Here is a 22,390-nt window from a genome sequence, read left to right on the forward strand (position 1 = left end):
AATGATCCATGAAAATGATATCCCGCTTTGGCCTTGGCTTACTGCTCTCCTCCAGCCTGGTAACCGCTCACGCCGACGACGTTAAAATCGGTATGATTACCACCCTGTCAGGTGGCGGTTCGCACCTGGGCGTGGACGTTCGCGATGGCTTTATGCTCGCTCTTGAGCAGGCTGGCCGTGACGATGTGGAAGTGCTGATCCAGGATGACGCTAACCGTCCTGACTTGGCGCGCAGCTTGGCCAATGAGTTTATGCAGCGTGATGAGGTCGATATTCTGACCGGCATTATCTGGTCTAACCTGGCGATGGCAGTGGTCCCCACTGTGACGCGCCAGGGCACGTTCTATCTCTCACCCAATGCCGGACCTTCCGACTTAGCGGGTCGCATGTGCCATGAGAACTACTTCAACGTGGCCTACCAGAACGATAACCTGCACGGCGCGATGGGTGCTTACATGCGCGAGGAGGGTTATGAGCGCCCGATCATCATGGCGCCCAACTACCCGGCTGGCACCGATGCGTTGGCGGGCTTCAAACACCTTTATGAAGGTGAGGTTGTCGGTGAGCTTTACACCCAAATGGGGCAGACTGACTACGCTGCGGAAATTGCCCAGATTCGTGACAGCGATGCCGACAGCCTGTTCTTCTTCTTGCCCGGCGGGATGGGTATCTCGTTTATGAAGCAGTGGGAGAGCTCCGGCGTTGATATGCCGATCTTTGGCGCCGCCTTCTCGTTTGACGAAATTCTGATCAAAGCGGTAGGCAGTGCAGCCATTGGCGCACGCAATACCTCGCTATGGGCTTATGACCTCGAAAATGACACCAACGCCCGCTTTGTAGAGGGTTTCCAGGCCGCCTATGACCGCATGCCGACGCTTTACGCTGCACAGGGTTATGACACCGCCAACCTGATTCTTAGTGCGCTTGACGTTGCCCACCCCGATGATAAAGACGCCTTCCGCGAAGCACTACGTGCCGCTGATTTTGATAGCGTGCGCGGCGAGTTCCGTTTTGGCCCTAACCATCACCCTATCCAGGACATCTACGTTCGTGAAGTCGTGGAAGGTGACGATGGTGAGCCTACCAATCGCCTAATTGGTATCGCGATTGAAGATATCCAGGACGTCTACTTCGAAGAGTGCAAGATGTAATACCGCTGCGGCTGGGCGTGATCGCCCGGCCTTTGCTCTTTTCCTTCGCAAAGGATGTTTGACGTGTCCGTTACTCTGCTAATTGAGCAACTACTTAACGGCGTGCAGCTCGGCACCATGCTGTTTTTGATGGCCAGCGGCCTCACCCTGGTGTTCGGGGTGATGGGGCTAATCAACCTTGCCCACGGTTCGTTTTACATGGTGGGGGCCTATGCCACCGCCGCTGTGACTGCCTCAACCGGCTCTTTTTTGGTTGGCCTGGGGGCCGGTATGGCTGCGGCCGCCATGGTCGGCGCGCTGGTGGAGTTACTGGTCATACGCCGACTCTATCACCGCCCTCACCTTGACCAGGTATTGGCGACCTTTGCGCTTATTTTGATTTTTTCGGAAGGTACGCGCTGGGTTTTCGGCTCGTCGCCCATGCGGCTTAGCCCGCCCACCTGGTTAACCGGGTTCGTCACGCTGCCCGGCGATACCCGCTATCCCATCTATCGACTGATGCTGATTGGCGTGGGGATTGTCATTTCCATCGCGCTTTACTTGCTGATTTCTAAAACACGCTTAGGCATGCGTATTCGGGCCGGAGAAAGTGACCGCGAAATGATTGGTGCACTTGGGGTGAATATTTCCAAGCTGTATACCGTGGTCTTTGCGTTGGGCGCGGGGTTGGCAGGCTTAGCCGGTGCATTGGTGGGGGCGCTACAGTCTGTACAGGTAGGCATGGGTGAACCGGTGCTGATTTTGGCCTTCGTCGTGATCGTGATTGGTGGTATCGGCTCCATTAAAGGGGCGCTACTGGGTGCGCTGTTGGTGGGTGTGGTCGATACATTGGGACGGGTCTATTTGCCGATCTTTTTCCGTGCGTTTATGCCGCCCTCTGAGGCGACAGGTGTCGGCGCGGCGCTGGCTGCGATGCTGATCTATATCCTCATGGCCGTTATTCTCGCGTTCAAGCCAAAGGGACTGTTTTCTGCTCATGACTAATAACACTTACCTGTCTAAGAACGGCTTGGCTAAGAACGGCCCCCAGGGCGTTACCAACGCTTCCCTTGCCACCAAGACGGATAGCCACTTTGATCGCAAAGGGCTGGTGCAGATAACCCTGCTCGGGCTGCTATTTTTGCTACCTGTTGCGGCTTATTTTCTGGGCCATACCTACTACGTCAATTTGGCTTCACGGATGACCATCATTGCCATGGCCGCCGTTGGACTTAATCTGGCAATTGGCTATGGCGGCATGGTGAGTTTTGGCCATGCGGCCTACTTTGGCCTGGGTGGCTACGTGGCAGGCATCAGCGCCTATCACGCCTTTGATGTTACACCGTTTATGACCTGGCCCATTAGCATTCCGGGCAGCGATAGCCTGCTGGTGGTATGGCTGGCCGCCGCCGTACTGTGCGGACTGCTGGCGCTGGCGATCGGCGCTATTTCACTGCGCACCACCGGGGTGTATTTCATTATGATCACCCTCGCCTTTGCGCAGATGATTTACTACTTTGCCAACTCCTGSCCCACCTATGGCGGCGAGGAKGGCCTGCCGATTTACATACGCAATACCCTGCCGCTGGTCGATAGCAGCAATGCGCTAACCTATTTTTTGATCTGCTTCACCGGGTTAATACTGGCGATGGCGATCACCTCACGGCTGATGAAATCACGTTTTGGTGCAGCACTCACCATGGCGCGGCTTAACGATGTGCGTTTGGCCACTGCTGGGATTAGCCCCTACCCCATTCGCCTGGTGGCGTTTGTGATTTCTGCGGCAATTACCGGGCTTGCCGGTGCGCTCTATGCGGATCTAAACGGCTTTGTTAGCCCCACCATGCTCAGTTGGCATTTCTCCGGTGAACTGATGGTGATTGTGATTCTGGGCGGCGTAGGGCGCCTGTATGGCCCGCTGGCCGGTGCAGTGCTGTTTGTAATGATGGAGACATTCCTCGGAGGCGTTACCCAGTATTGGCAGCTATTCCTGGGTTTAGTCCTGCTTGGCGTGGTGCTGTTCGCCAAACACGGGGTGATGGGTTGGTTAGCTGGGAGGGAGCGCAATGAGTGATATCGTTCTTTCACTGCAAAACCTGAATAAACGTTTTGGGGCGTTGCAGGCAACCGGTGATGTCTCGCTGGATCTTAAGCCAGGAGAAATCCACGCACTGATTGGGCCCAATGGAGCGGGTAAATCGACGTTGATAGGCCAAATTGCCGGCAATATACGCCCGGATGAGGGCCGCGTTTTTCTAGCTGATACCGAAATCACCGGTATGAGCATTGCCCAACGCGCCCGTTTGGGGCTGGGACGTAGTTTTCAGGTCTCCTCGCTGGCCGAGCCGCTTTCCGTGATGCGTAATGTGATGATGGGCGTTCAGGCGCTGCAGAGTCATAGCTTTCGCTTCTGGAAACCCGTCGCCCGTGACCGGCACTTGCTTGAACCCGCTTATGCGGCGCTGGAGCGCATGCAGCTTAGCCATCGCGCCTGGACGCCGGTCTTTGAGCTTTCCCATGGTGAGCGCCGTCAAGTGGAGGTGGCTTGCGCCCTGGCCCTTAAGCCCCGCGCCCTTTTGCTGGATGAGCCCATGGCTGGTCTGGGCCCGGAAGGTTCGGCGAAGCTTACTGAGCTGCTGGAAACGCTAAAGCTGGAAGTGCCCATTTTGCTAATCGAGCACGATATGGAAGCGGTGTTTCGGCTTGCCGATCGCATCTCGGTGCTGGTCTCTGGCAGCGTTATCGCCCACGGCGATAGCCAGGCGATTAGGCAGGATCCGCGCGTTCGTGAAGCCTACCTGGGAGATTCTGATGCTTAAGGTTGCTGACATTGAAACGTTTTATGGCCCCTCCCAGGCGCTCTTTGGCGTCAACCTTGAGGTGAACGCCGGGGAAATGGTGGCGTTGATGGGCCGTAATGGTATGGGTAAAACCACCACCATTCGCTCGATATTTGGTCTGACGCAAGCTAGCCGCGGCACTATTGAATTTGAATCTCAAGAGATACGCCGTTTGCCCGCTTACCGCATCGCTAAGGCGGGGTTGGGTTTGGTGCCAGAAGGGCGCCGCTGCTTTCCCAATTTATCCGTACGCGAAAACCTGCTGGTCACCGCTCGCCCTGGCGAGTGGACGCTGGAAAAAGTGGCAACGCTGTTTCCGCGTTTGGAGGAGCGCCGGGCGCAAATGGCCAAAACCCTTTCTGGCGGTGAGCAGCAGATGCTGGCCATTGGTCGGGCATTGATGACCAATCCGCGCTTGCTAGTACTTGATGAAGCCACCGAAGGCTTGGCGCCGGTTATTCGTCAGGAGATTTGGCGAGCGATTCGGCTGCTTAAGGAGCAAGGCCAGGCCACGCTGTTGGTGGATAAGTCGTTAAGCGAGATTCTGCCTATCGCTGACCGCTGCACCATTCTTGAAAAGGGCAGCACAGTGTGGGATGGGAAACCAGCGGCACTGGACAGTGCTGTGCGTGACCGTTACCTGGGTGTGTAGGGAGGAAAATAATAATGGCGTTTACCACGCAGCGGAAGGTTCGTTTTCAGCACTGTGACCCGGCCGGTATCGTTTTTTACCCTCGCTATTTCGAGATGATCAACTCGGTGGTAGAGGATTGGTTTGAGGAGGTCGTGCACCACGACTTTAACCAACTGCATGTGGAGACCGGTACGGGCGTGCCCACTGCTGCTATCGAGACCCAGTTTCATGCACCTAGCCGATTAGGCGAACGGCTGACCTTTGAATTAAGGGTTCAGTCCATGGGGCGCAGCAGTTTAACGCTGCAGATTGTCGCTTATTGCGGAGAGCAAAAGCGCTTAACCAGTGATTCAACCCTGGTATTTGTGGATTTAAGTAGCGGTAAGCCGATGCCATGGACAGAGGCAATACGCCAGCATATTACCGTTGATAACCTATAAGGATAGCCATAATGAGTGACGCCAACTTTCATCAGCTTCTTCACCCTTCCCACTGGAAACCGGCCATTGGCTACGCTAACGGCGTGCTGGCTTCGGGCCAAACTGTGTTTGTAGGCGGCCAGATTGGCTGGAATGCCGACCAGGTATTTGAAAGTGATGACTTTGTCGTGCAAGTGAACCAGGCGCTGCAAAATATCGTGGCGATCTTAAAAGAGGCTAATGCAGGCCCGGAGCATATCGTGCGGTTAACTTGGTATGTGACGGATAAGCAGGAGTATCTGGCGCGGCTTAAGGAGGTGGGCGCAGCCTATCGCGAAGTGCTGGGCAAGCATTTCCCGGCGATGACTATGGTTCAGGTGGCGGGACTTGTCGAAGATCAGGCCAAGGTAGAAATCGAAGCGACTGCGGTGATTCCGGCCGTATAGCGTTATGAGTACGGGGCAGCGGCAGGGTGCCGCGGGGGCGCTGTGAACCCATCCATGGGCGCTACTTTTTCCATCTGACCGCCATGGATGGCGGAAATGCCGGAATTGTCGGGAACATTTTCCGGCCCTGGAAAAAGACCCCCGCTATACCCTGCCCCAGCCCCTCGCTGGAAGCCGAACTTTCAGCGCCCTAACTGGACGCTGCTTGGTATTAGCAGTGAAACCCTTTAATCCACTCAACAAAACAACCATCGTTAAGATAGTGCTCAAGAATCGAGAAGTGGTCTACGTTGGGAAGTAGCTGCTGAGTCACTGTTTGGCCTTGCTGGCTTAAATGCTCAGCATAGCTGCTCATCTGGCGCTCGAACTCTTCAGACTCCAGGTTCCCTGCTACCAGCTGTATAGGCGCAGATACTCGGCACGGCAGCCATAAGGGGCTGAACTCCTGCACATCGCGCCCGCTGAGCTGAAGCTTGGGCTGCAGCCATGACCAAGGAAATGGCCGCAGGTCGTATAAACCGCTGATACAGAGCGCGCCGCGAATCAACTGGTTGGGTAAGCCAAAGGTGCCTTGCCAATCCGTCGACATTAACATCGCGCATAAATGCCCGCCCGCCGAGTGCCCCGAAACACTCAGCTGCTCAGGATCAACTTCCAACTCAGCGGCATGGCAATAAATGTAGGCCACCGCTGCTTGGCTCTGCCGCACCAGTTCGCTAAAGCGAACCTGTGGGCAGAGCGCGTAGTTGACCACCGCGACGGTGATACCAGCGTTGACCAAGCCATCGACGATAAAACTAAATTCACGATGGCTCAGCGAGCGCCAGTAGCCGCCGTGGAAGAACACATGCACCGGCGCTTTTGGGCTATCGGTATCAGGTGCATCGGCATGAAAGATATCCATGCGCTCAGCAAGCGTTGAGCCATAAGGCAGATCGAGCGTTGTGCGGTGGTTAATTCTTGATGCTTCGCTGCGCTCACGCCAATCCTTTACCAACACCGCCGGGTCACGACCCATCATCGGGTCGTAGGCGCGATCGATCTCTTCTTGAGTCGTAAAGTGTTGATAAAGCATGTACGTCTCCTTATCGCTGACGCCCTACTAACCCCGACTTTTCATCAACAGCATACGCAGCGGTGCGATTGCCAGAATGGCAAATCCGATTAGCGTCCAGGCGGGCAGTGATAGGCCGAGCAACGAGAAATCGATATTGGCGCACTCCCCCGAGCCGGTTAACACCATGGAAACCACATCCTGCATGGGCAGGATATCCATCATGTAATCGAGCCCAGGGCCACAGGAAGGGACTTCATCGGCTGGCAAGCCTTGTAGCCACACATGGCGTCCGGCGATAAAGGCACCCGTTCCCACCGCAATGAGCGACAGCAGGCCATAAATGACTTTACCCGCACGCCCAGCGGGGCTGTGGATAGCCGCAATCGCAAACACGATGCCCGCGGCGATCACCGCTACGCGCTGAAAGATACACAGCGGGCAAGGTTCATAACCGCCGATGTGCTCTAGCCCAAGGGCTACCGCCATCATCAAAACGCAGAAGGCTAAACCGGCCAGGGCTACCGAGCGAAAGGAGTGCAAAATCATTGACGAACCTCAGATGGCAGCGCCGACATGGCGCGGGACTCACGGGCTTTAGTGAAGTAGACCTGTAAAAACTCTTCAAAGGTCTCTTGGTCAGCGGCTTCAATATCGTGCTGCTGCTGGTGGGAGGTCTCGATTAACTGGGCAAGTAACGCTTCGCGACTACGCTGCATCGGCTCGGCTTTCAATTGTGCGGCCTGCTCTTGAGCAAGGCTTAACATCAAATCGCTAAGCGATCCGCCATTCTCCTTCAGCCGTTGAAGCACTTGCGCCGATGGCGTTAGCGAAGGGTCTGCCAGGCGTGGAGCAAGGCTTGCCAGCGCGTCAGCATGAGGGGCTCCCTCCTCGACCGCATCCAACAGTCGGGCGACTTCTCCCATCTCTGCGAATATCTGCTCGCCCCACTCACGTACCGAGGTGGATTCACCGTGGTTAAACAGCGTGAGTTCAGGGTCACGGCCGCGCTCGACCACCCAGCGACGGTTGTCGTCCAGACGGTCACACTCTTCATCGGAGATCCATGGGCTGTCGCTGAGCAAGCACCACATCAAGAAGGTGTCCACAAAGCGCATCTGCTCTTCAGTGACGCCGAGAGGGTCGAAAGGATTCAGATCCAAACAGCGCACTTCGATGTACTCCACACCGCGTGCTTCGAGCGCCTGGCTGGGCGTTTCGTTGTGCTTGGCGACCCGCTTGGGGCGAATATCGCTGTAGTATTCGTTTTCGATTTGAAGAATATTGGCGTTTAGCTGGCGCCACTCACCATCCACGTGAACACCCATTTTTTCATAGTCGGGCCACGGCGAAGAGATGGCGTGGCGAAGGGTGTTAACGTAGTTAGATAGCGAGTTAAAACAGATTTTAAGCTGCGACTGCACCTTGTTTTGATAGCCCAGATCCGACATGCGTAGGGTTGTCGCGTAAGGCGCGTAGTAGGTATCGTCACTGAGGGAGTGCAGCTTTTCAGGCACTTTTTTGTCGTCGGGCAAAAAGCTCTTATCGATGGCCGGGGATGCGCCAAACAAATAAAGCAGTAACCAGCTATGGCGACGGAAGTGGCGAATCATGCCGAAATAACGGGTAGAGCGGTAATCGTTGAACGGGATATTGGTGGCTTTTTCCATTTCACGCAGGGCGTGCCACATATCATCCGGCAGCGATACGTTGTAGTGAACGCCTGCAATCGCCTGCATGATGCGGCCATAGCGCATATCCAACCCTTTACGGTAAACATGCTTCATGGTGCCCACATTGGAGCTGCCGTAGTCGGCAATCGGCACGCTGTCGTTACCGGAAAGCCTGGAGGGCATGCTGCCCGGCCAGATCCACTCATTTTCAAGATGGTGATAGGTGAAGGTGTGCAGGTCAGAAAGAAAGCACAGCGCTTCACCCGGCAGCGAATAAACCGGCGTAATGTACTCTAACAGTGACTCTGAATAATCCGTGGTGATATGCGGGTGGGTTAACTTGGAGCCCAGCGCGTGGGGGTGCGGCGTTTGCGCAATGTGGCCCTTGGCATCAACCCGTAGCCCCTCTTTCTCAAGTCCACGACGCAGGCGGCCCAACCGACCAAGGCGCGCACTGGGGATCAGGCGCTCGACTTGCGCGGTCAGCGCAGATGGCACAGTGAGTGGTTCAGGCAAGATGAACACTCCTTGTCAGTAAAGCCCGCCGTAAGCGGGCCTTGTTGTAGTCAGGTGGCATCGCCATCATCGCTGTTCGAAAGTAGACAACAGGATATGGCGGCAACSATCATTTTTTCAAGGCGCGCGACTATTTGCCGCCACGTGCTTTTAGCAAAGCAGCCCCCAGCGCGCCCATGGGCGCTGGTTCGTCGGTCTTGGCGCTATTACGTTGGTTCCGAGACGGCTTGCGGTTGGCGTTCCGCTGATCTCTAGTTGAGCCATCGTGCTTATTAGCATCGTTTTCTGCCTCTGGCTGGTCATCCAGGCGCATTGAAAGCCCCACCCGCTTGCGGGGTATGTCCACACTCATGACTTTGACAGTCACAATATCCCCCGCCTTAACCACGCTGCGTGGATCGTCGATAAAGCGATCCGACAGCGCTGAAATATGTACCAGGCCGTCCTGATGGACACCGATATCCACAAAAGCACCAAAATGTGTCACGTTGGTAACTGTGCCTTCGAGCACCATGGAAAGCTTGAGATCGTTGAGGGTTTCGACCCCTTCGCGGAACTCGGCAGCTTTAAACTCTGGGCGCGGGTCGCGGCCGGGTTTATCCAGCTCTTTGAGAATATCGCTGACCGTGGGCACCCCAAAGCGCTCATCGGCAAAGTCGGCTGGCTTTAACGCTTTCAGCGCAGCGCTATCGCCAATCAAGCCGCGCACTTCACGGCCGCTCTGCTTAGCGATACGCTCTACCAGTGGGTAGGCTTCAGGGTGTACGGCGCTGGCATCCAAGGGGTTATTGGCATTATGGATGCGCAAGAAACCCGCACACTGCTCAAAAGKCTTTGCGCCCAGTCGGCTGACTTCTAACAGCTCTTTACGGCTTTTAAAGGCGCCTTTGGCATTGCGCTGGGCAACGATATTTTCGGCCAGTGCAGCACTCAGCCCCGCCACCCGGGAAAGCAACGCGCTGGAGGCGGTGTTGAGATCGACGCCTACGGCGTTAACACAGTCTTCAATCACCACTTCCAGGCTGCGGGAGAGCTGCACCTGGGAGACATCGTGCTGATACTGGCCAACGCCGATGGATTTGGGCTCGATTTTCACCAGTTCGGCAAGCGGGTCTTGCAGGCGACGGCCGATAGAGACCGCACCGCGTACCGTGACATCGAGATCGGGCATTTCACGCGAGGCGTACTCAGAGGCGGAGTAAACCGAAGCGCCCGCCTCAGAGACCATCACTTTGCTTAAGCGGTGTTTGGGGGCCAGTGCTTTGAGCAGTTCACCCGCCAGCTTATCGGTTTCCCTACTGGCGGTGCCGTTGCCCACCGCAATCAGCTCGACGCCATGCTGTTTGGCCAGCTTGGCTAGCACGGCCAGTGACTCATCCCAGCGATTTTGCGGCGCGTGCGGGTAAATCGTGGTGTGATCGACAAACTGCCCAGTGGCATCGATGACCGCGACTTTACAGCCGGTACGCTGGCCGGGGKCGATGGCCAGAGTGACTTTCTGACCCGCCGGTGCCGCCAGCAGCAGGTCTTTCAAGTTGGCGGCAAACACTTCAATCGCGGTTAATTCGGCCTGCTCGCGTAGACGCCCCAGCAGCTCGGTTTCCAGGGCGGTGTAGAGCTTTACCCGCCATGTCCAGCGCACCACTTCGGCCAACCATTTATCCGCCGGGCGGCCCTGATCACTGATACCAAACTGCTTGGCAATCGTGACTTGAGCGGGATGAACGGGAGCCTCCTCTTCGCCGGGCAGCCGGATTGACAGGCTTAACACCCCTTCATTGCGCGCACGGAACATGGCCAGGGCACGGTGTGACGGCGCTTTGGCGAGTTTTTCATCGTGCTCAAAGTAGTCGGAGAACTTGGCGCCCTCCTGCTGCTTGCCTTCCAGCACCCGGGCGCTTAGTTCGCCCTCTTGCCATAGTCGTTCACGCAGTTGGCCAATGAGCTCGGGATCTTCGGCGAAGCGCTCCATCAAAATCTGCTTTGCGCCATCCAGGGCGGCCTTGGCATCTTCAATGGCGGGAATATCGCCCTCTGCTGGGCGTAAATAGCTCGCCGCTTCGCTGTCAGGATCAAGGGATGGATCGGCCAGCAGCGCATCCGCCAACGGCTCAAGCCCTGCTTCGCGGGCGATTTGTGCTTTGGTGCGGCGCTTTTTCTTAAACGGCAGGTATAGATCTTCCAGCCGCTGCTTGGTCTCGGCGGCGTCAATACTCGCTTTAAGCGGGCCGTCTAGCTTGCCTTGCTCGTCGATGGCGGCCAGTACGGCGGCTCGGCGCTCTTCCAACTCACGCAGGTAGCGCAGGCGCTCATCGAGCTGGCGCAGCTGGATATCGTCCAACGCGCCGGTGACTTCTTTACGGTAGCGGGCAATGAACGGCACGGTGGCGCCACCATCCAGCAGCTCCACCGTAGCCGATACTTGCTCGGGACGTACGCCAAGCTCAGTGGCTAGGCGGGAAATAATACGCTGATTGACATCCATAAATTGCAACTAACTCATGCAGCATTTTTAAGTGTCCACAAGGTATCACAAACCCGCCACGGCTGGCATAGCTTGAGGCATTAGCGGCGCCACCCGTGGTCGTCCCAAAACGGCCGACGTGATTCACGCTGAACCGCTTCGCGACTAATGCCAATATCTTTAAGCATATCGTCGCTTAAATGACGCAAGGTCTCACGCTCACGACGCAGTTGCTGCCAGCGATAGAGCCTTTCTCGCCAGGTGACTCTCGGTTGCCGTTTCTCAATCGACTGGCACTGTTGGTTTTGCAAGCAGTGTAACGAGCGCTCCATTTCAACCTCCCTTCGCCGCTAGATACGGCGGCATGAATAAGTGTTGAAGGAAGTATTGAACAGCGCCTACAATCAATCCAACGAATACTCTTTATAAACAACATCAGAAATATTGATACCCATGGCCACACTACCCACCATCGATCACGAGCTGCTGCGTMCCTTTGTTGCCATAGTTGACCAAGGCGGCTTCACCCGCGCCGCTCAGACGGTGAACCGCACCCAATCGGCCGTGAGTATGCAGATCAAGCGGCTTGAAGAGGACGTTATTCAGCGTCCGCTGTTTGTGCGCCAGAGCAAGCCGCTGCAACTGACCAGCGAAGGCCACACGCTGCTTGGCTATGCGCGTAAAATTTTATCGCTGCAGGGAGAGGCGCTAACGCTTCTGCGCCAACCCGATATGGTGGGCCGCGTACGCTTGGGCGTACCAGATGACTATGTAATGCGCTTTCTGCCCGGCATTCTGAAAACCTTTTCCCAGGCCTGGCCGTTGGTGGATGTGGATGTCCACTGCGCCCCCTCGTCAGTGCTTTCCCAGCAGCCGCAAGGAAGCCTGGATCTGATTATTATGACGCGGGAGATAGGCGATGAGATTGGCACCATCTTAAGGCGTGAGGCGACCGTGTGGGTATCGGCGGAGAGTCACTGCACCCATTTACAGACACCGGTACCGCTTGCCCTGTTTGAAGCCCCCTGCTTTTGTCGCCGCCATGCCTGCAACGCGCTTGACCGCGCAGACCGGGCTTATCGAATTGCTTACAGCAGCCCCAGCCTGGCAACGCTGCAAGCCGTTGTTGGGGCGGGGCTGGCTGTGTCTGCCTGGATGCGCAGTCTAGTTACCCCCGATATGCAGATATTGGGGGTAAAAGAGGGGTTTCCCGAATTACCCGAATCATCCATCGTGCTACTGCGCACCGCCTCCACCCAGTCACCGATCATCGATAGCTTGGCAGAGCATATTGTTGAAGGGTTTAGGCTTTAATTGGCTGAGATGAGTCGCTTGCCGCCTGCTGGTATAGGCAGGTACGATCAAGCTGTGAAAGGCTGGTCAGCCCTAGCAGGGCCATATTGCGTTCAATTTCACGCTGCAAAAGATCGGCGACATGCTCTACTCCGGCCTGCCCCGCGCAGGCGGCTGCGTAGTTGAAGGGCCGCCCGACAAAGACAAAGTCAGCCCCCAGCGCTAGCGCCTTGATAACATCGCTGCCACGTCGGAAGCCGCTGTCGATCATAATTGGAATATCACTGACCCGGCGCTTAATTTCTGGCAAGACTTCGAGCGGCGAGATGGTGCAATCCAACTGGCGGGCGCCGTGATTGGAAAGGATAATGCCATCGACACCCGCTTGATGTGCACGAACGGCATCTTCCGGGTTGAGTATTCCTTTGACGATCAAGGTATCGGGCCAAAGGCGCCGCACCAGATCGAGATAGCCCCAGTCAAAATGACGCCGCCCCGAAAAATCCCGCGCGGCTTGGCGAGATATGACGGGGGCACCCCGTTCGGCATAATTGTTCTCAAAGTGTGGCATGCCATGCTTACGCAGGGTGCGCAGGAAGGTATTAATCAGCCAGTCTGGGCGCATCAATCCATCAAACGCTAAACGCAGGCTTGGTTCCAGCGGGGAGGCAAACCCCGAGCGGCGAAAATTATCAGGATTGGGCGGTACCGGGTAATCAAGCGTTACTACCAGCTTCTTGAAGCCAGCCCGCTGAATACGTGCCAGCAGCGCTTCGATACCTTCCGGGGTTCCCGGCAAATACGCCTGGAACCAGTCGGCGCCCTCCACTTTGGCCACCTCTTCCATGGGTATCAGCGACGAACCGCTCATAATCATCGGTAGGTTACGCTCAGCCGCTGCCCGCGCCAGCACTAAGTCACCCCGGTAAGCCGAGAGCGCACTGATGCCCATAGGGGCGATGCCGAAAGGTACCGCGTAGCGTTTGCCATAAAGCTCGGTGTGCAGATCAATTTGCGCAACGTTAACAAACGCTTTGGGCAAAAATCGGTACTCATCAAAGGCGCTCAGATTAGCGCGCTGGGTTCGCCCATCCTCGGCGACATGGTCGATATAGCCAAAAATCGGCCTGGGCAGTTTGCGCCGCGCCAGTCTCTCAACATCGTGCAGGTTATGGATGCTGGCGAGTTTTTTTTGAGTACTCAGTCGTTGAAACCATCCTTTCACACAGCGCTCCTAATCATTGTTTTATATCGCTCCAGTTAACAGGCTCACCCATTCAAGCCGGCATGAAGCGCAGGGCCACTCCGTTATTACACCAGCGCAGGCCGGTGGGGTCAGGGCCATCTTCAAATACATGGCCTTGATGACCGCCGCAGCGGGCGCAGTGGTATTCGATGCGAGGCCAAACCAATTTGAAATCCAGCTCTGTCAGCATATGTCCTTCTACATGCTCAAAAAAGCTTGGCCAACCAGTGCCAGAATCATATTTCATTTCACTGGTGAAAAGTAATAGGTCACAACCAGCGCAATGGTATTCGCCCTCTCCCCACTCTTTATCCAAGGGGCTAGAGAAGGCAGGTTCAGTCCCGTGCTTACGGAGCACATTAAAGGCCTCATCAGAGAGCCGTTCGCGCCACTCAGCTTCACTCAGATCCAGTGTTTCCAATCCAGGGGCAGCCTCAAGGTCTAAGCGTGGAAAGCCAAACGAAAAACCGGGAATTGCCCCTACTACGCTGGTGAGTCCTGCTAGGCCTAAAAATTGACGTCTTTTCATGGTGTTGCTCCCGTCGTAATTGGCAAGGAAAATAGCCAATAAAAAAATGGGACAGCGCCTGAGCACTGTCCCATTCTGACTTCCATCGCTTCTAACGCCTTTGTCGCCCCTGCATTCGATTCCTTACATCAGCGTGCATCTTTATATCCGCTAACGTTTAGCCTAGCTGAGGGCCCGCCTTGATGATTGCTTCGTTGACGCCTTCAAACTTCTTGAAGTTATCGACGAATTTGGTCGCCAGCTCTTTTAGATGGCGGTCATAGGCATCACGGTCTTGCCAGGTCTCGCGCGGGTCGAGCAGGCTAGAGTCGACGCCCGGCACAGCGAGCGGTACTTGCAGGTTTAGGCCGTCGATATGCTTGGTGTCGATGTCGCGCAGAACACCGGATTGAATCGCACTGATGATGGCACGGGTGGTGGGGRTGGAGAAGCGTGCACCACCTTCGCCGTAGGCACCGCCGGTCCAGCCGGTATTGACCAGATAGACCTGGGCATCTTTCTTCTCAACGCGCTTAATCAGCAGGTCAGCGTACTCACGGGCAGGACGCGGGAAGAACGGTGCGCCGAAGCAGGTGGAGAACGTGGCCGCCAGGCCTTCAGAGGAGCCCATTTCGGTAGAGCCCACTTTGGCGGTGTAGCCAGACAGGAAGTGGTATGCCGCGGCTTCTTTGGAAAGAATCGACACCGGGGGCAGTACGCCGGACATATCGCAGGTCAGGAACACGATGGCATTCGGCTCGCTGGCCAGGTTTTCCGCTACGCGTTTTTCAACGTGCTCTAGCGGGTAAGCGGCGCGGGAGTTCTGGGTCAGGCTGTCGTCGGCGTAGTCAGGCTCGCGGCGGTCATCCAACACCACGTTTTCCAGCACGGTACCAAACTTGATGGCGTTCCAGATAACCGGCTCGTTTTTCTCGGAGAGGTCGATGCACTTGGCATAGCAGCCTCCTTCCATATTGAAGACGATGCCGTCACCCCACGCGTGCTCGTCGTCACCGATCAAGAAGCGCGCCTGATCCGCCGAGAGTGTCGTTTTACCAGTACCGGAGAGGCCGAAGAACAGGCAGGTTTCGCCATCTTCACCGACGTTAGCCGAGCAGTGCATGGGGAGTACGTCTGCGGCCGGTAGCAGGAAGTTCTGCACCGAGAACATAGCTTTTTTCATTTCACCGGCGTAGCGCATACCCGCGATCAGCACTTTTTTGTCGGCGAAGTTGATAATCACGCAGCCGTCAGAGTTAGTGCCATCGCGCGATGGGTCACACTCAAAGCCTGGGGCGTTAACAATCGTCCACTCGTCTTTAACCGCTGTGTTGTAAGCCTGGGGGCGAACAAACATGGTACGGCCAAACAGATTTTGCCAAGCGGTTTCGGTGGTAACACGTACCGGCAGGTAGTGAGCGGAATCGCTGCCAACGTGCAGCTCAGCAACAAAATGCTCTTGGCTGGCCAGGTACTCATTGACCCGATCCCACAAGGCGTTGAACTTACCTGCGTCGAAGGGCTGGTTCACATTGCCCCAGTCGATTTGGCTGCTGGTGGAGGGCTCGTCGACGATATAACGATCTTTCGGTGAACGGCCGGTACGTACGCCGGTCTTGACTACCAAGGCACCGTTGGCTGAGAGGCGGCCTTCGCCACGTGCCACCGCACGCTCGATTAGTTCGGCGCTGCTGAGATTAACGTGGGTTTGGGGAGCGGCTTGAGTCGTGGTCATGTCGATTCCTGGGCTTCTCTCGAGTTACCGGGCGTCACCGACGCCTTAAAGTCATCCCMGCCACTACAAAACCGGCTGGGCGCGCTGAAGTTCGGCGCATTATGGCAAAAAGAAAGCCCCCAGGAAACGGGGGCGAAGATCAAATATCTTGTAGTTAAACTACTACAAAGGCACTACATTTTGTGTTGCGGCGCAGTAATAATTCAAACAGCCGTTTGCAAGAAATTGCAAATTCATTGAATCCACTGGCCCTCCTAGCACTGCTGGGAACTGCCCTACCCCGCGACCTCGACTACATACTTAGTGAATCGTGGGCGATGGCGCTTCGGGGTCGTCCAACAAAGTTTCAATATCCGCTGCTGTGTAGTGATATTTCGTGTGGCAAAAGTGGCATTGGGTATCGATAGCACCCTGTTCGTGGAGAATATCGCGCAGTTCATCCTTGCCTAGAGAGTGCAGCGCGTAGCTCATACGTTCCCGAGAGCAGGTGCAGCCAAAGCGCAGGGCTTTGGGCTCAAAAACACGCACGGTCTCTTCGTGGTAGAGGCGATGCAGTACTTCGCGTTGCTCAAGACCCAGCAACTCTTCTGTTTTGATCGTATCGGCTAGCTGTACGCTGCGATCCCAGGCATCGACATCCTGGTTTTGTGACTCTTCTGGCAGCCGCTGTAGCAGTAACCCACCCGCGCGCTTCTCATCGGCCGCTAACCACAGGCGGGTTGGCAACTGCTCGGATTGGCTGAAATAGGCTTCCAGGCAGCCACCCAGTGACGCTTGGTCCAGCGCCACGATGCCTTGATAGCGATTACCTTCGCGGGGATCAAGGGTAATCACGATCTGGCCTTCGCCCACCAGCTCGCGGAAGCTGGCACGCTCACTAGGCAGCGCGGCGTCTTCTGCTATGCGGGCAATCGCGCGCAGTTCGCCACCGGGATTGGATTCGGCCATCAGCAATGAAAGAACGCCGCGCCCGCGCACTTCGATACTCAGCGTGCCATCTAACTTAACCGTGTCGGTGAGCAGCGCCACGGCGGCTAACAGCTCGCCCAGCAGCTCATTGACCGCCGGAGGGTAGGCGTGGCGATCCAACACTTCGTGATAGGCGGCAGCCAGGGTGACGATCTCGCCGCGGACATTGGTGTGATCGAACATAAAACGTTGAATTTGATCGGACATAATTTGGCAACCTAAGGTTTAACTAGTTTATTAGTGGCTAAGGGCTACTTGGCTCAGGGKTATCGCAGTTGACAATCCGCGCTCCTCAGTGCCGAGGGCAGGTTTACGCGAGGGCGCTGTGAACCCATCCATGGGCGCTACTTTTGACATCCTTGTCAAAAGACCCTCGCTTCAACCTGCTCTCGGATCCCGTTATGGGGGAGTAATTAAAGGGAGTCACTCACCTACGATAGTCTCGTTACTCACCCTGATGGCGCTGGAAGCGCTGGATATCGCGGCGCTGCTTTTTGTCGGGGCGCTTGAGCGGGTGCTGCATCGCTTCGTTAGTGAGGCGTCTTGCTTCGGCCTCTTTAGCACGACGCTGCGCGCTCTCTGCGGTTTCCGCATAGAGCGTGCGCGCTTCTGGTGCCCCGCGGCGTTGATCCGAAAGCGATAAGACCTCTACCTCCAATATCTCCCAGCCCTGGGGCACGCGAATAAGTGCACCGATTTCCACCTGCTTGCTGGTTTTAGCGCGGCCACCGTCGTAATTCACTTTCCCGCCCTCAATGGCTTTTTTAGCCAGTGCGCGGGTCTTAAAAAATCGTGCGGCCCACAGCCATTTATCCAAGCGTACGCTGTCGCTCATGAACGCTCTCCTTGCGTTGCTGAAAACTGATGTGGCAGTTGCTCGGGAAACAGATGCGCAAAGCGGTCTAGGGCAATAAATTCCTGTAACTCTTTTTCAGGCCGCTGGCTGTCTGGCTGTTTAATGCCCAGTAGATGCTTAATCCCAAACTCACGAGCGCTCTCTAACACGCGGGCGTTATCATCGATAAACAGCGTACGCGCGGGATCAAAGGCCTCAATTTCCTGCAGGGCAAACCAGAATGCTTGTTCCTCTTTGGCAGCCCCCACGTCCTCGGAAGAGACGATAGCGTCCAGGTAGCCTTCTAGGCCGGTGAGGGGTAGCTTCAGGGCAAGACTGGCGCGATCGGCGTTAGTGGCGAGCACTACCCGCGGGTGGGCCTGTTTTAGCCATTTGAGAAAATCCAGCGCGTCGCTGCGCAGGCCTATCAAGTGTTGGACTTCGCGCTTCAGAGCGACGATATCCACACCCAGCTCGCGGCTCCAGTACGCCAGGCTGTACCAGTTCAAGGTGCCCTGCTCGCCGATAATACGTGCACGCAGGGCTTCTTGAGAGGCTTCATCCAGTTGGTGCAACTCACGGTAGCGCCGCGGCAGATGCTCCAGCCAAAAGTGGCTGTCGAAGTGTAAATCCAGCAGCGTGCCGTCCATGTCTAAGAGGACGGTGTCTATCTCGCGCCAATCAATCATTGCCGCTCCAGTCACGTTAGGAGTAAGCGTGCTATTGTAGCGTAACCGCCTTTTACCAGCCATGGAGGCCCACTGTTATGTCGACGTTCCCGCCAACGCACAACCCCTTCAATCACCCCGACGATGCCAACATTAACCGCTCCGGGTACCAGCAAAAGCCACAGATTTTGGCGCGCAAGCGCGTTGCCGAAAGTCGCTTATTCCAGATTGAGTCATTGGATTTGCGCTTTTCTAATGGCGAGGAGCGCCAATTTGAGCGCTTAACCGGCGCTGATCGCGGTGCGGTGATGATGGTGGCGATGCCCGATCCCGACCATGTGCTGCTGATCCGGGAATATGCCGCAGGGTTTGAAGATTATGTGCTGACCCTTCCAAAGGGATTGGTCGACCCCGGTGAAGATATTATCACCGCAGCCAACCGCGAACTGATGGAAGAGTGTGGCGTTGGCGCTCACCGCATTGAACCGCTGGTCGAGCTTTCGCTGGCGCCCAACTATATGCGCCACCGTATGCAGGTACTCCTCGCCACCGACCTGTACCCCAAGCGCCTGCCAGGGGATGAGCCAGAGCCGTTGATTGTGGAAACCCACGCCATTGAGGAGCTCCCCGCCCTACTACTGCGCGAAGATTTTCACGAAGCCCGCGCTATCGCCGCGCTCTATATCGCCCGGGATAGGTTGCGGGAAGAGAAACGCAATAGCGCGACGGATTTGCTTTGATTGGGTGGTGAAGCGTGAGAAGAAAGGAGTGAATAGTGCGCGGAGTAGCAAGCCGCCCAGAGGCCTTGCCACCCCAACCCCGGCACCGCTTCGCGCTGCTTCCGCGGGTGCGCTGACGCTTACGCCGCGCTACGAAAACCCACTCACGATTCACCCCTCACCCCTCACCCCTCACCCCTCACCCCTCCCCCCTCACATCAATGGTTCTTCAATGCGATCCAGCGCCGTTGACGGTGGCTGTCTAAGCCTGCTTCCAGCAAGACCATTGAGCGCAGGGCGTCGTCGACGCTGACCGGTAGCGGTGCTTTATCGCGGATAGCAGCGGTGATGCCTTGATAATACGCCAGATAATCGCCCGGCAGGGTAGGAAGCTCACGGCGCGTTAGCGGCGCGTTTTCGCCCTCTCCTTCGCGCAGTGTCAGGGTGCCATTTTGGGTATCTTCGCCCCATTGGGATGTCGGCACTTCGCCTGCTTTTAAGCGATCCTCTTGAGGGTCTAAGCCGTATTTTATGAAGCTGCCTTGGGTGCCATTAATCCGAAAGCGTGGCGTCGGTTCCGCCACCAGCGTGCCCGCCGCCAAGGTAACGCGAAAGCTTTCGTAGTCGAGCAGCGCGAGGAAGTCATCGTCGGCCTTGGCGCCATCCCGCAGTGCGCCAAGCTCCAGCAGGATTGCGTGGGGCATGCCAAACAGTTCGCAGGCTTGATCCAGAAGGTGTGGGCCCAGGTCGTACCAGATACCACCACCGGGGGTGGCTTTCTCGCGCCAGCGGTCGCGAACTTCCGGGCGAAAGCGGTCAAAATGGGATTCAAAATTCACCAGCCGACCTAATGTTCCCGCCGCCAGCAGATCTTTAACGGTCAAGAAATCGCTATCCCAGCGGCGATTATGGAACACCGACAGCAGACACTCTTTGTCATCTGCTAACTTTTTGAGCAGTTTGCCTTCTGAAAGCGTGACCGTAAACGGCTTATCAACCACGACGTGCTTGCCCGCCGTTAGGGCCGCTTTAGCGAGCGAAAAATGAGTATCGTTGGGCGTGGGAATTACGATCAGATCAATATCGCTACGCTTACAGAGGTCCAGCGCTTGGCTCTCAACCTCAACATTGGGAAGAGACGCCTCTACCTTGGCCGCATTGCTTGACGACACTGCCACCAAATCCAGGCCTTCCGTGGCCTGGATCAGCGGTGCGTGGAAGGTTTGGCTAGCGAAACCGTAGCCCACTAACCCAACGTTAATAATCGCCTTCATTTGATTCCTTACTCGGATTGTTGCGAATGTCGATTGCGTGTATCAGCTGTGAGTATCAATCGAGCTTGCTTAGATCCCGAACCGCCCCTTTGTCGGCGGAGGTCGCCAATAGGGCATAGGCTTTAAGCGCTGGAGTAATCTTGCGGGGGCGCTGTTCAMCTGGCTTCCAGGCTGTGACACCTTTGGCGTCCATCGCTTCGCGGCGAGCCGCTAGCTCAGCGTCGGTCAGTTTGACGTTGATCGCCCGGTTGGGGATATCGATACGGATCAGGTCGCCCTGCTCAATCAAACCAATCGCGCCACCCGCCGCGGCCTCCGGGGAGACATGGCCAATGGAGAGCCCTGAGGTGCCCCCCGAGAAGCGTCCATCGGTCAGCAGCGCGCAGGCCTTGCCTAGCCCTTTGGATTTTAGGTAAGAGGTCGGGTAGAGCATTTCCTGCATACCGGGGCCGCCTTTGGGGCCTTCGTAGCGAATCACTACCACATCGCCCTCTTTGACTTTATCCGCCAGCACATCGGCAACGGCCTGATCCTGGGACTCCACCACATGGGCGGGGCCTTCAAACACCAGGATTGAGTCATCGACACCGGCGGTTTTGACCACACAGCCATCCAGCGCGATATTGCCGTAGAGCACCGCCAAGCCGCCCTGCTGTGAGAAAGCGTGTTCAAGGTCACGAATACAGCCGGTAGCGCGGTCGCCATCCAGACTCGGCCAGCGAGCACTTTGGGAAAACGCCGTTTGGGTGGGAATGCCACCCGGCCCGGCTTTAAAGAACTCAACCACTTCAGCGCTTGGCGAGCGCATGATATCCCACTCATCCAGCGCGGCTTTGAGGCTATCGCCGTACACGGTGGGTACCGACGTATCCAGCACCCCGGCACGATCCAGCTCGCCTAGAATGGCCATGATACCACCGGCCCGGTGAACGTCTTCGATGTGATACTTCTGGGTATTGGGCGCCACTTTACATAGCTGAGGCACTTCACGGGAGAGGCGGTCTATATCCGACATGGTAAAGTCCMCCTCGGCTTCCTGGGCCGCCGCCAGGAAGTGCAGGATGGTATTGGTCGAGCCGCCCATGGCGATATCCAGGGTCATGGCATTTTTAAACGCTGCCTTGGAGGCAATGGCACGGGGCAGCAGGTGCGCCTCGTCGCCTTCGTAGTAGCGCTTGGCCAGCTCGACAATGCGATGCCCCGCGGTTTCAAACAAGCGGCGGCGATCCGAGTGAGTGGCCAGCACCGTGCCGTTGCCCGGCAGCGCCAAGCCCAGCGCTTCAGTCAGGCAGTTCATTGAGTTGGCGGTAAACATACCCGAACAGCTGCCGCAGGTGGGGCAGGCGCTGCGCTCTACTTCCGCCAAAGTCTCATCGTCTACGCTGTCGTCAGCGGCCATGACCATGGCATCGACGAGATCCAGCCCATGGTTAAGCAGCTTGGTTTTACCCGCTTCCATGGGGCCGCCGGAAACAAAGACAACCGGAATATTGAGGCGCAGAGCCGCCATCAGCATCCCAGGAGTGATTTTGTCGCAGTTGGAAATACAAACCAGCGCATCGGCGCAGTGGGCGTTGCACATATACTCGACACTGTCAGCGATCAGATCACGGCTGGGCAGTGAGTAGAGCATGCCGTCGTGGCCCATGGCGATGCCGTCGTCCACCGCGATGGTATTAAACTCTTTGGCAACACCACCGGCTTTCTCAATCTCTCGCGCCACCAGCTGGCCCATATCTTTTAAGTGAACATGGCCCGGCACAAACTGGGTAAAGGAGTTGGCGACCGCAATAATCGGTTTTTGAAAGTCGCCGTCCTGCATACCCGTGGCACGCCACAGGGCGCGGGCACCGGCCATATTGCGGCCAGCGGTGGTGGTACGTGAGCGATACTCTGGCATGGCGTCCTCTACTGTCTACTTTTTACTGTCTATTATTTATCAGACCACAGCATAAAAGGGCGTGGGC

The 22,390-nt window shown here is 56.5% G+C and carries 22 protein-coding genes; 9 read left to right on the plus strand and 13 right to left on the minus strand.

Translation table 11 applies throughout. The annotated features are described in order from the left end of the window. The first annotated feature begins 8 nt into the window (after nucleotides 1-8). The 7 genes from HALO_RS16135 (at nucleotide 9) to HALO_RS16165 (ending at nucleotide 5,469) form a co-directional block, all read left to right on the plus strand. A complete protein-coding gene (locus HALO_RS16135) occupies nucleotides 9-1,151 on the plus strand; it encodes an ABC transporter substrate-binding protein (RefSeq protein ID WP_035577891.1) in 1,143 nt (380 codons plus the stop codon). Between the two features lie 63 nt (nucleotides 1,152-1,214). After that, nucleotides 1,215-2,135 carry a branched-chain amino acid ABC transporter permease gene (locus tag HALO_RS16140; protein ID WP_050713689.1) on the plus strand — a complete coding sequence of 307 codons (921 nt, stop codon included), beginning with the start codon at nucleotides 1,215-1,217 and terminating at the stop codon, nucleotides 2,133-2,135. Then, nucleotides 2,128-3,204 carry a branched-chain amino acid ABC transporter permease gene (locus HALO_RS16145; protein WP_231896729.1) on the plus strand — a complete coding sequence of 359 codons (1,077 nt, stop codon included), beginning with the start codon at nucleotides 2,128-2,130 and terminating at the stop codon, nucleotides 3,202-3,204. Before HALO_RS16140 ends, HALO_RS16145 begins: the two co-directional genes overlap by 8 nt. Further along, nucleotides 3,197-3,949, plus strand: coding sequence for an ABC transporter ATP-binding protein (locus tag HALO_RS16150; protein ID WP_035577882.1), 753 nt, complete (start codon nucleotides 3,197-3,199; stop codon nucleotides 3,947-3,949). Before HALO_RS16145 ends, HALO_RS16150 begins: the two co-directional genes overlap by 8 nt. Further along, nucleotides 3,942-4,622 (plus strand): ABC transporter ATP-binding protein, encoded by a 681-nt coding sequence (locus HALO_RS16155; RefSeq protein WP_035556816.1) that lies wholly within the window; start codon nucleotides 3,942-3,944, stop codon nucleotides 4,620-4,622. Before HALO_RS16150 ends, HALO_RS16155 begins: the two co-directional genes overlap by 8 nt. Nucleotides 4,623-4,636: 14 nt before the next feature. Next, nucleotides 4,637-5,044: an acyl-CoA thioesterase gene (locus HALO_RS16160; RefSeq protein WP_035577880.1), complete on the plus strand. Its 408-nt coding sequence runs from the start codon at nucleotides 4,637-4,639 to the stop codon at nucleotides 5,042-5,044. An 11-nt stretch (nucleotides 5,045-5,055) separates the two neighbouring features. Further along, nucleotides 5,056-5,469: a RidA family protein gene (locus HALO_RS16165; protein WP_035577878.1), complete on the plus strand. Its 414-nt coding sequence runs from the start codon at nucleotides 5,056-5,058 to the stop codon at nucleotides 5,467-5,469. A 211-nt stretch (nucleotides 5,470-5,680) separates the two neighbouring features. Here HALO_RS16165 and HALO_RS16170 read toward each other — a convergent pair whose 3' ends face one another. From HALO_RS16170 to HALO_RS16190, 5 genes are all read right to left on the minus strand, one after another. Beyond that, nucleotides 5,681-6,544, minus strand: coding sequence for an alpha/beta hydrolase (locus HALO_RS16170; protein ID WP_035577875.1), 864 nt, complete (start codon nucleotides 6,542-6,544; stop codon nucleotides 5,681-5,683). Between the two features lie 27 nt (nucleotides 6,545-6,571). Then, nucleotides 6,572-7,072 carry a disulfide bond formation protein B gene (locus HALO_RS16175; protein WP_035577872.1) on the minus strand — a complete coding sequence of 167 codons (501 nt, stop codon included), beginning with the start codon at nucleotides 7,070-7,072 and terminating at the stop codon, nucleotides 6,572-6,574. Then, entirely contained in the window at nucleotides 7,069-8,712 is a 1,644-nt protein-coding gene (gene gshA / locus HALO_RS16180) for a glutamate--cysteine ligase (protein WP_035577870.1), read from the minus strand. Before gshA ends, HALO_RS16175 begins: the two co-directional genes overlap by 4 nt. Before the next feature lie 130 nt (nucleotides 8,713-8,842). Then, complete coding sequence (locus HALO_RS16185; RefSeq protein ID WP_050713690.1) at nucleotides 8,843-11,197, minus strand: Tex family protein; 2,355 nt, start codon at nucleotides 11,195-11,197, stop codon at nucleotides 8,843-8,845. A gap of 80 nt (nucleotides 11,198-11,277) precedes the next feature. Next, nucleotides 11,278-11,508 carry a DUF1127 domain-containing protein gene (locus HALO_RS16190; protein ID WP_050713691.1) on the minus strand — a complete coding sequence of 77 codons (231 nt, stop codon included), beginning with the start codon at nucleotides 11,506-11,508 and terminating at the stop codon, nucleotides 11,278-11,280. A 121-nt stretch (nucleotides 11,509-11,629) separates the two neighbouring features. Between HALO_RS16190 and HALO_RS16195 the strand changes: the two genes are divergently transcribed. Next, nucleotides 11,630-12,490, plus strand: coding sequence for a LysR substrate-binding domain-containing protein (locus HALO_RS16195; RefSeq protein ID WP_050713692.1), 861 nt, complete (start codon nucleotides 11,630-11,632; stop codon nucleotides 12,488-12,490). On the opposite strand, the gene HALO_RS16200 is transcribed toward HALO_RS16195, so the two are convergent. From HALO_RS16200 to yrfG, 6 genes are all read right to left on the minus strand, one after another. Next, nucleotides 12,480-13,694: an alpha-hydroxy acid oxidase gene (locus HALO_RS16200; RefSeq protein ID WP_035577863.1), complete on the minus strand. Its 1,215-nt coding sequence runs from the start codon at nucleotides 13,692-13,694 to the stop codon at nucleotides 12,480-12,482. The two genes, HALO_RS16195 and HALO_RS16200, sit on opposite strands and share 11 nt — an antisense overlap. A 52-nt stretch (nucleotides 13,695-13,746) precedes the next feature. Then, a complete protein-coding gene (gene msrB, locus HALO_RS16205) occupies nucleotides 13,747-14,244 on the minus strand; it encodes a peptide-methionine (R)-S-oxide reductase MsrB (RefSeq protein WP_035577861.1) in 498 nt (165 codons plus the stop codon). Nucleotides 14,245-14,401: 157 nt separating this feature from the next. Beyond that, a complete protein-coding gene (locus HALO_RS16210) occupies nucleotides 14,402-15,958 on the minus strand; it encodes a phosphoenolpyruvate carboxykinase (protein WP_050713693.1) in 1,557 nt (518 codons plus the stop codon). Nucleotides 15,959-16,258: 300 nt separating this feature from the next. Then, nucleotides 16,259-17,134, minus strand: a complete 876-nt coding sequence (gene hslO / locus HALO_RS16215; protein WP_035577856.1) for an Hsp33 family molecular chaperone HslO — start codon at nucleotides 17,132-17,134, stop codon at nucleotides 16,259-16,261. Between the two features lie 238 nt (nucleotides 17,135-17,372). Further along, nucleotides 17,373-17,762 (minus strand): RNA-binding S4 domain-containing protein, encoded by a 390-nt coding sequence (locus tag HALO_RS16220; RefSeq protein WP_035577854.1) that lies wholly within the window; start codon nucleotides 17,760-17,762, stop codon nucleotides 17,373-17,375. After that, entirely contained in the window at nucleotides 17,759-18,451 is a 693-nt protein-coding gene (yrfG, locus tag HALO_RS16225) for a GMP/IMP nucleotidase (RefSeq protein ID WP_035577851.1), read from the minus strand. Before yrfG ends, HALO_RS16220 begins: the two co-directional genes overlap by 4 nt. Nucleotides 18,452-18,528: 77 nt before the next feature. On the opposite strand from yrfG, the gene nudE reads away from it, so the two are divergent. After that, nucleotides 18,529-19,170, plus strand: a complete 642-nt coding sequence (gene nudE, locus HALO_RS16230) for an ADP compounds hydrolase NudE (protein ID WP_231896730.1) — start codon at nucleotides 18,529-18,531, stop codon at nucleotides 19,168-19,170. Between the two features lie 197 nt (nucleotides 19,171-19,367). Here nudE and HALO_RS16235 read toward each other — a convergent pair whose 3' ends face one another. Both HALO_RS16235 and ilvD read right to left on the minus strand, forming a co-directional pair. Then, nucleotides 19,368-20,423, minus strand: a complete 1,056-nt coding sequence (locus HALO_RS16235) for an oxidoreductase (RefSeq protein WP_035577849.1) — start codon at nucleotides 20,421-20,423, stop codon at nucleotides 19,368-19,370. 55 nt (nucleotides 20,424-20,478) lie between these two features. Continuing rightward, nucleotides 20,479-22,323: a dihydroxy-acid dehydratase gene (gene ilvD, locus HALO_RS16240; RefSeq protein WP_050713694.1), complete on the minus strand. Its 1,845-nt coding sequence runs from the start codon at nucleotides 22,321-22,323 to the stop codon at nucleotides 20,479-20,481. Between the last annotated feature and the right edge of the window lie 67 nt (nucleotides 22,324-22,390).

Origin of the sequence: Halomonas sp. R57-5 (genome assembly GCF_900070345.1) — a bacterium.
Lineage (GTDB): Bacteria > Pseudomonadota > Gammaproteobacteria > Pseudomonadales > Halomonadaceae > Vreelandella > Vreelandella ventosae_B.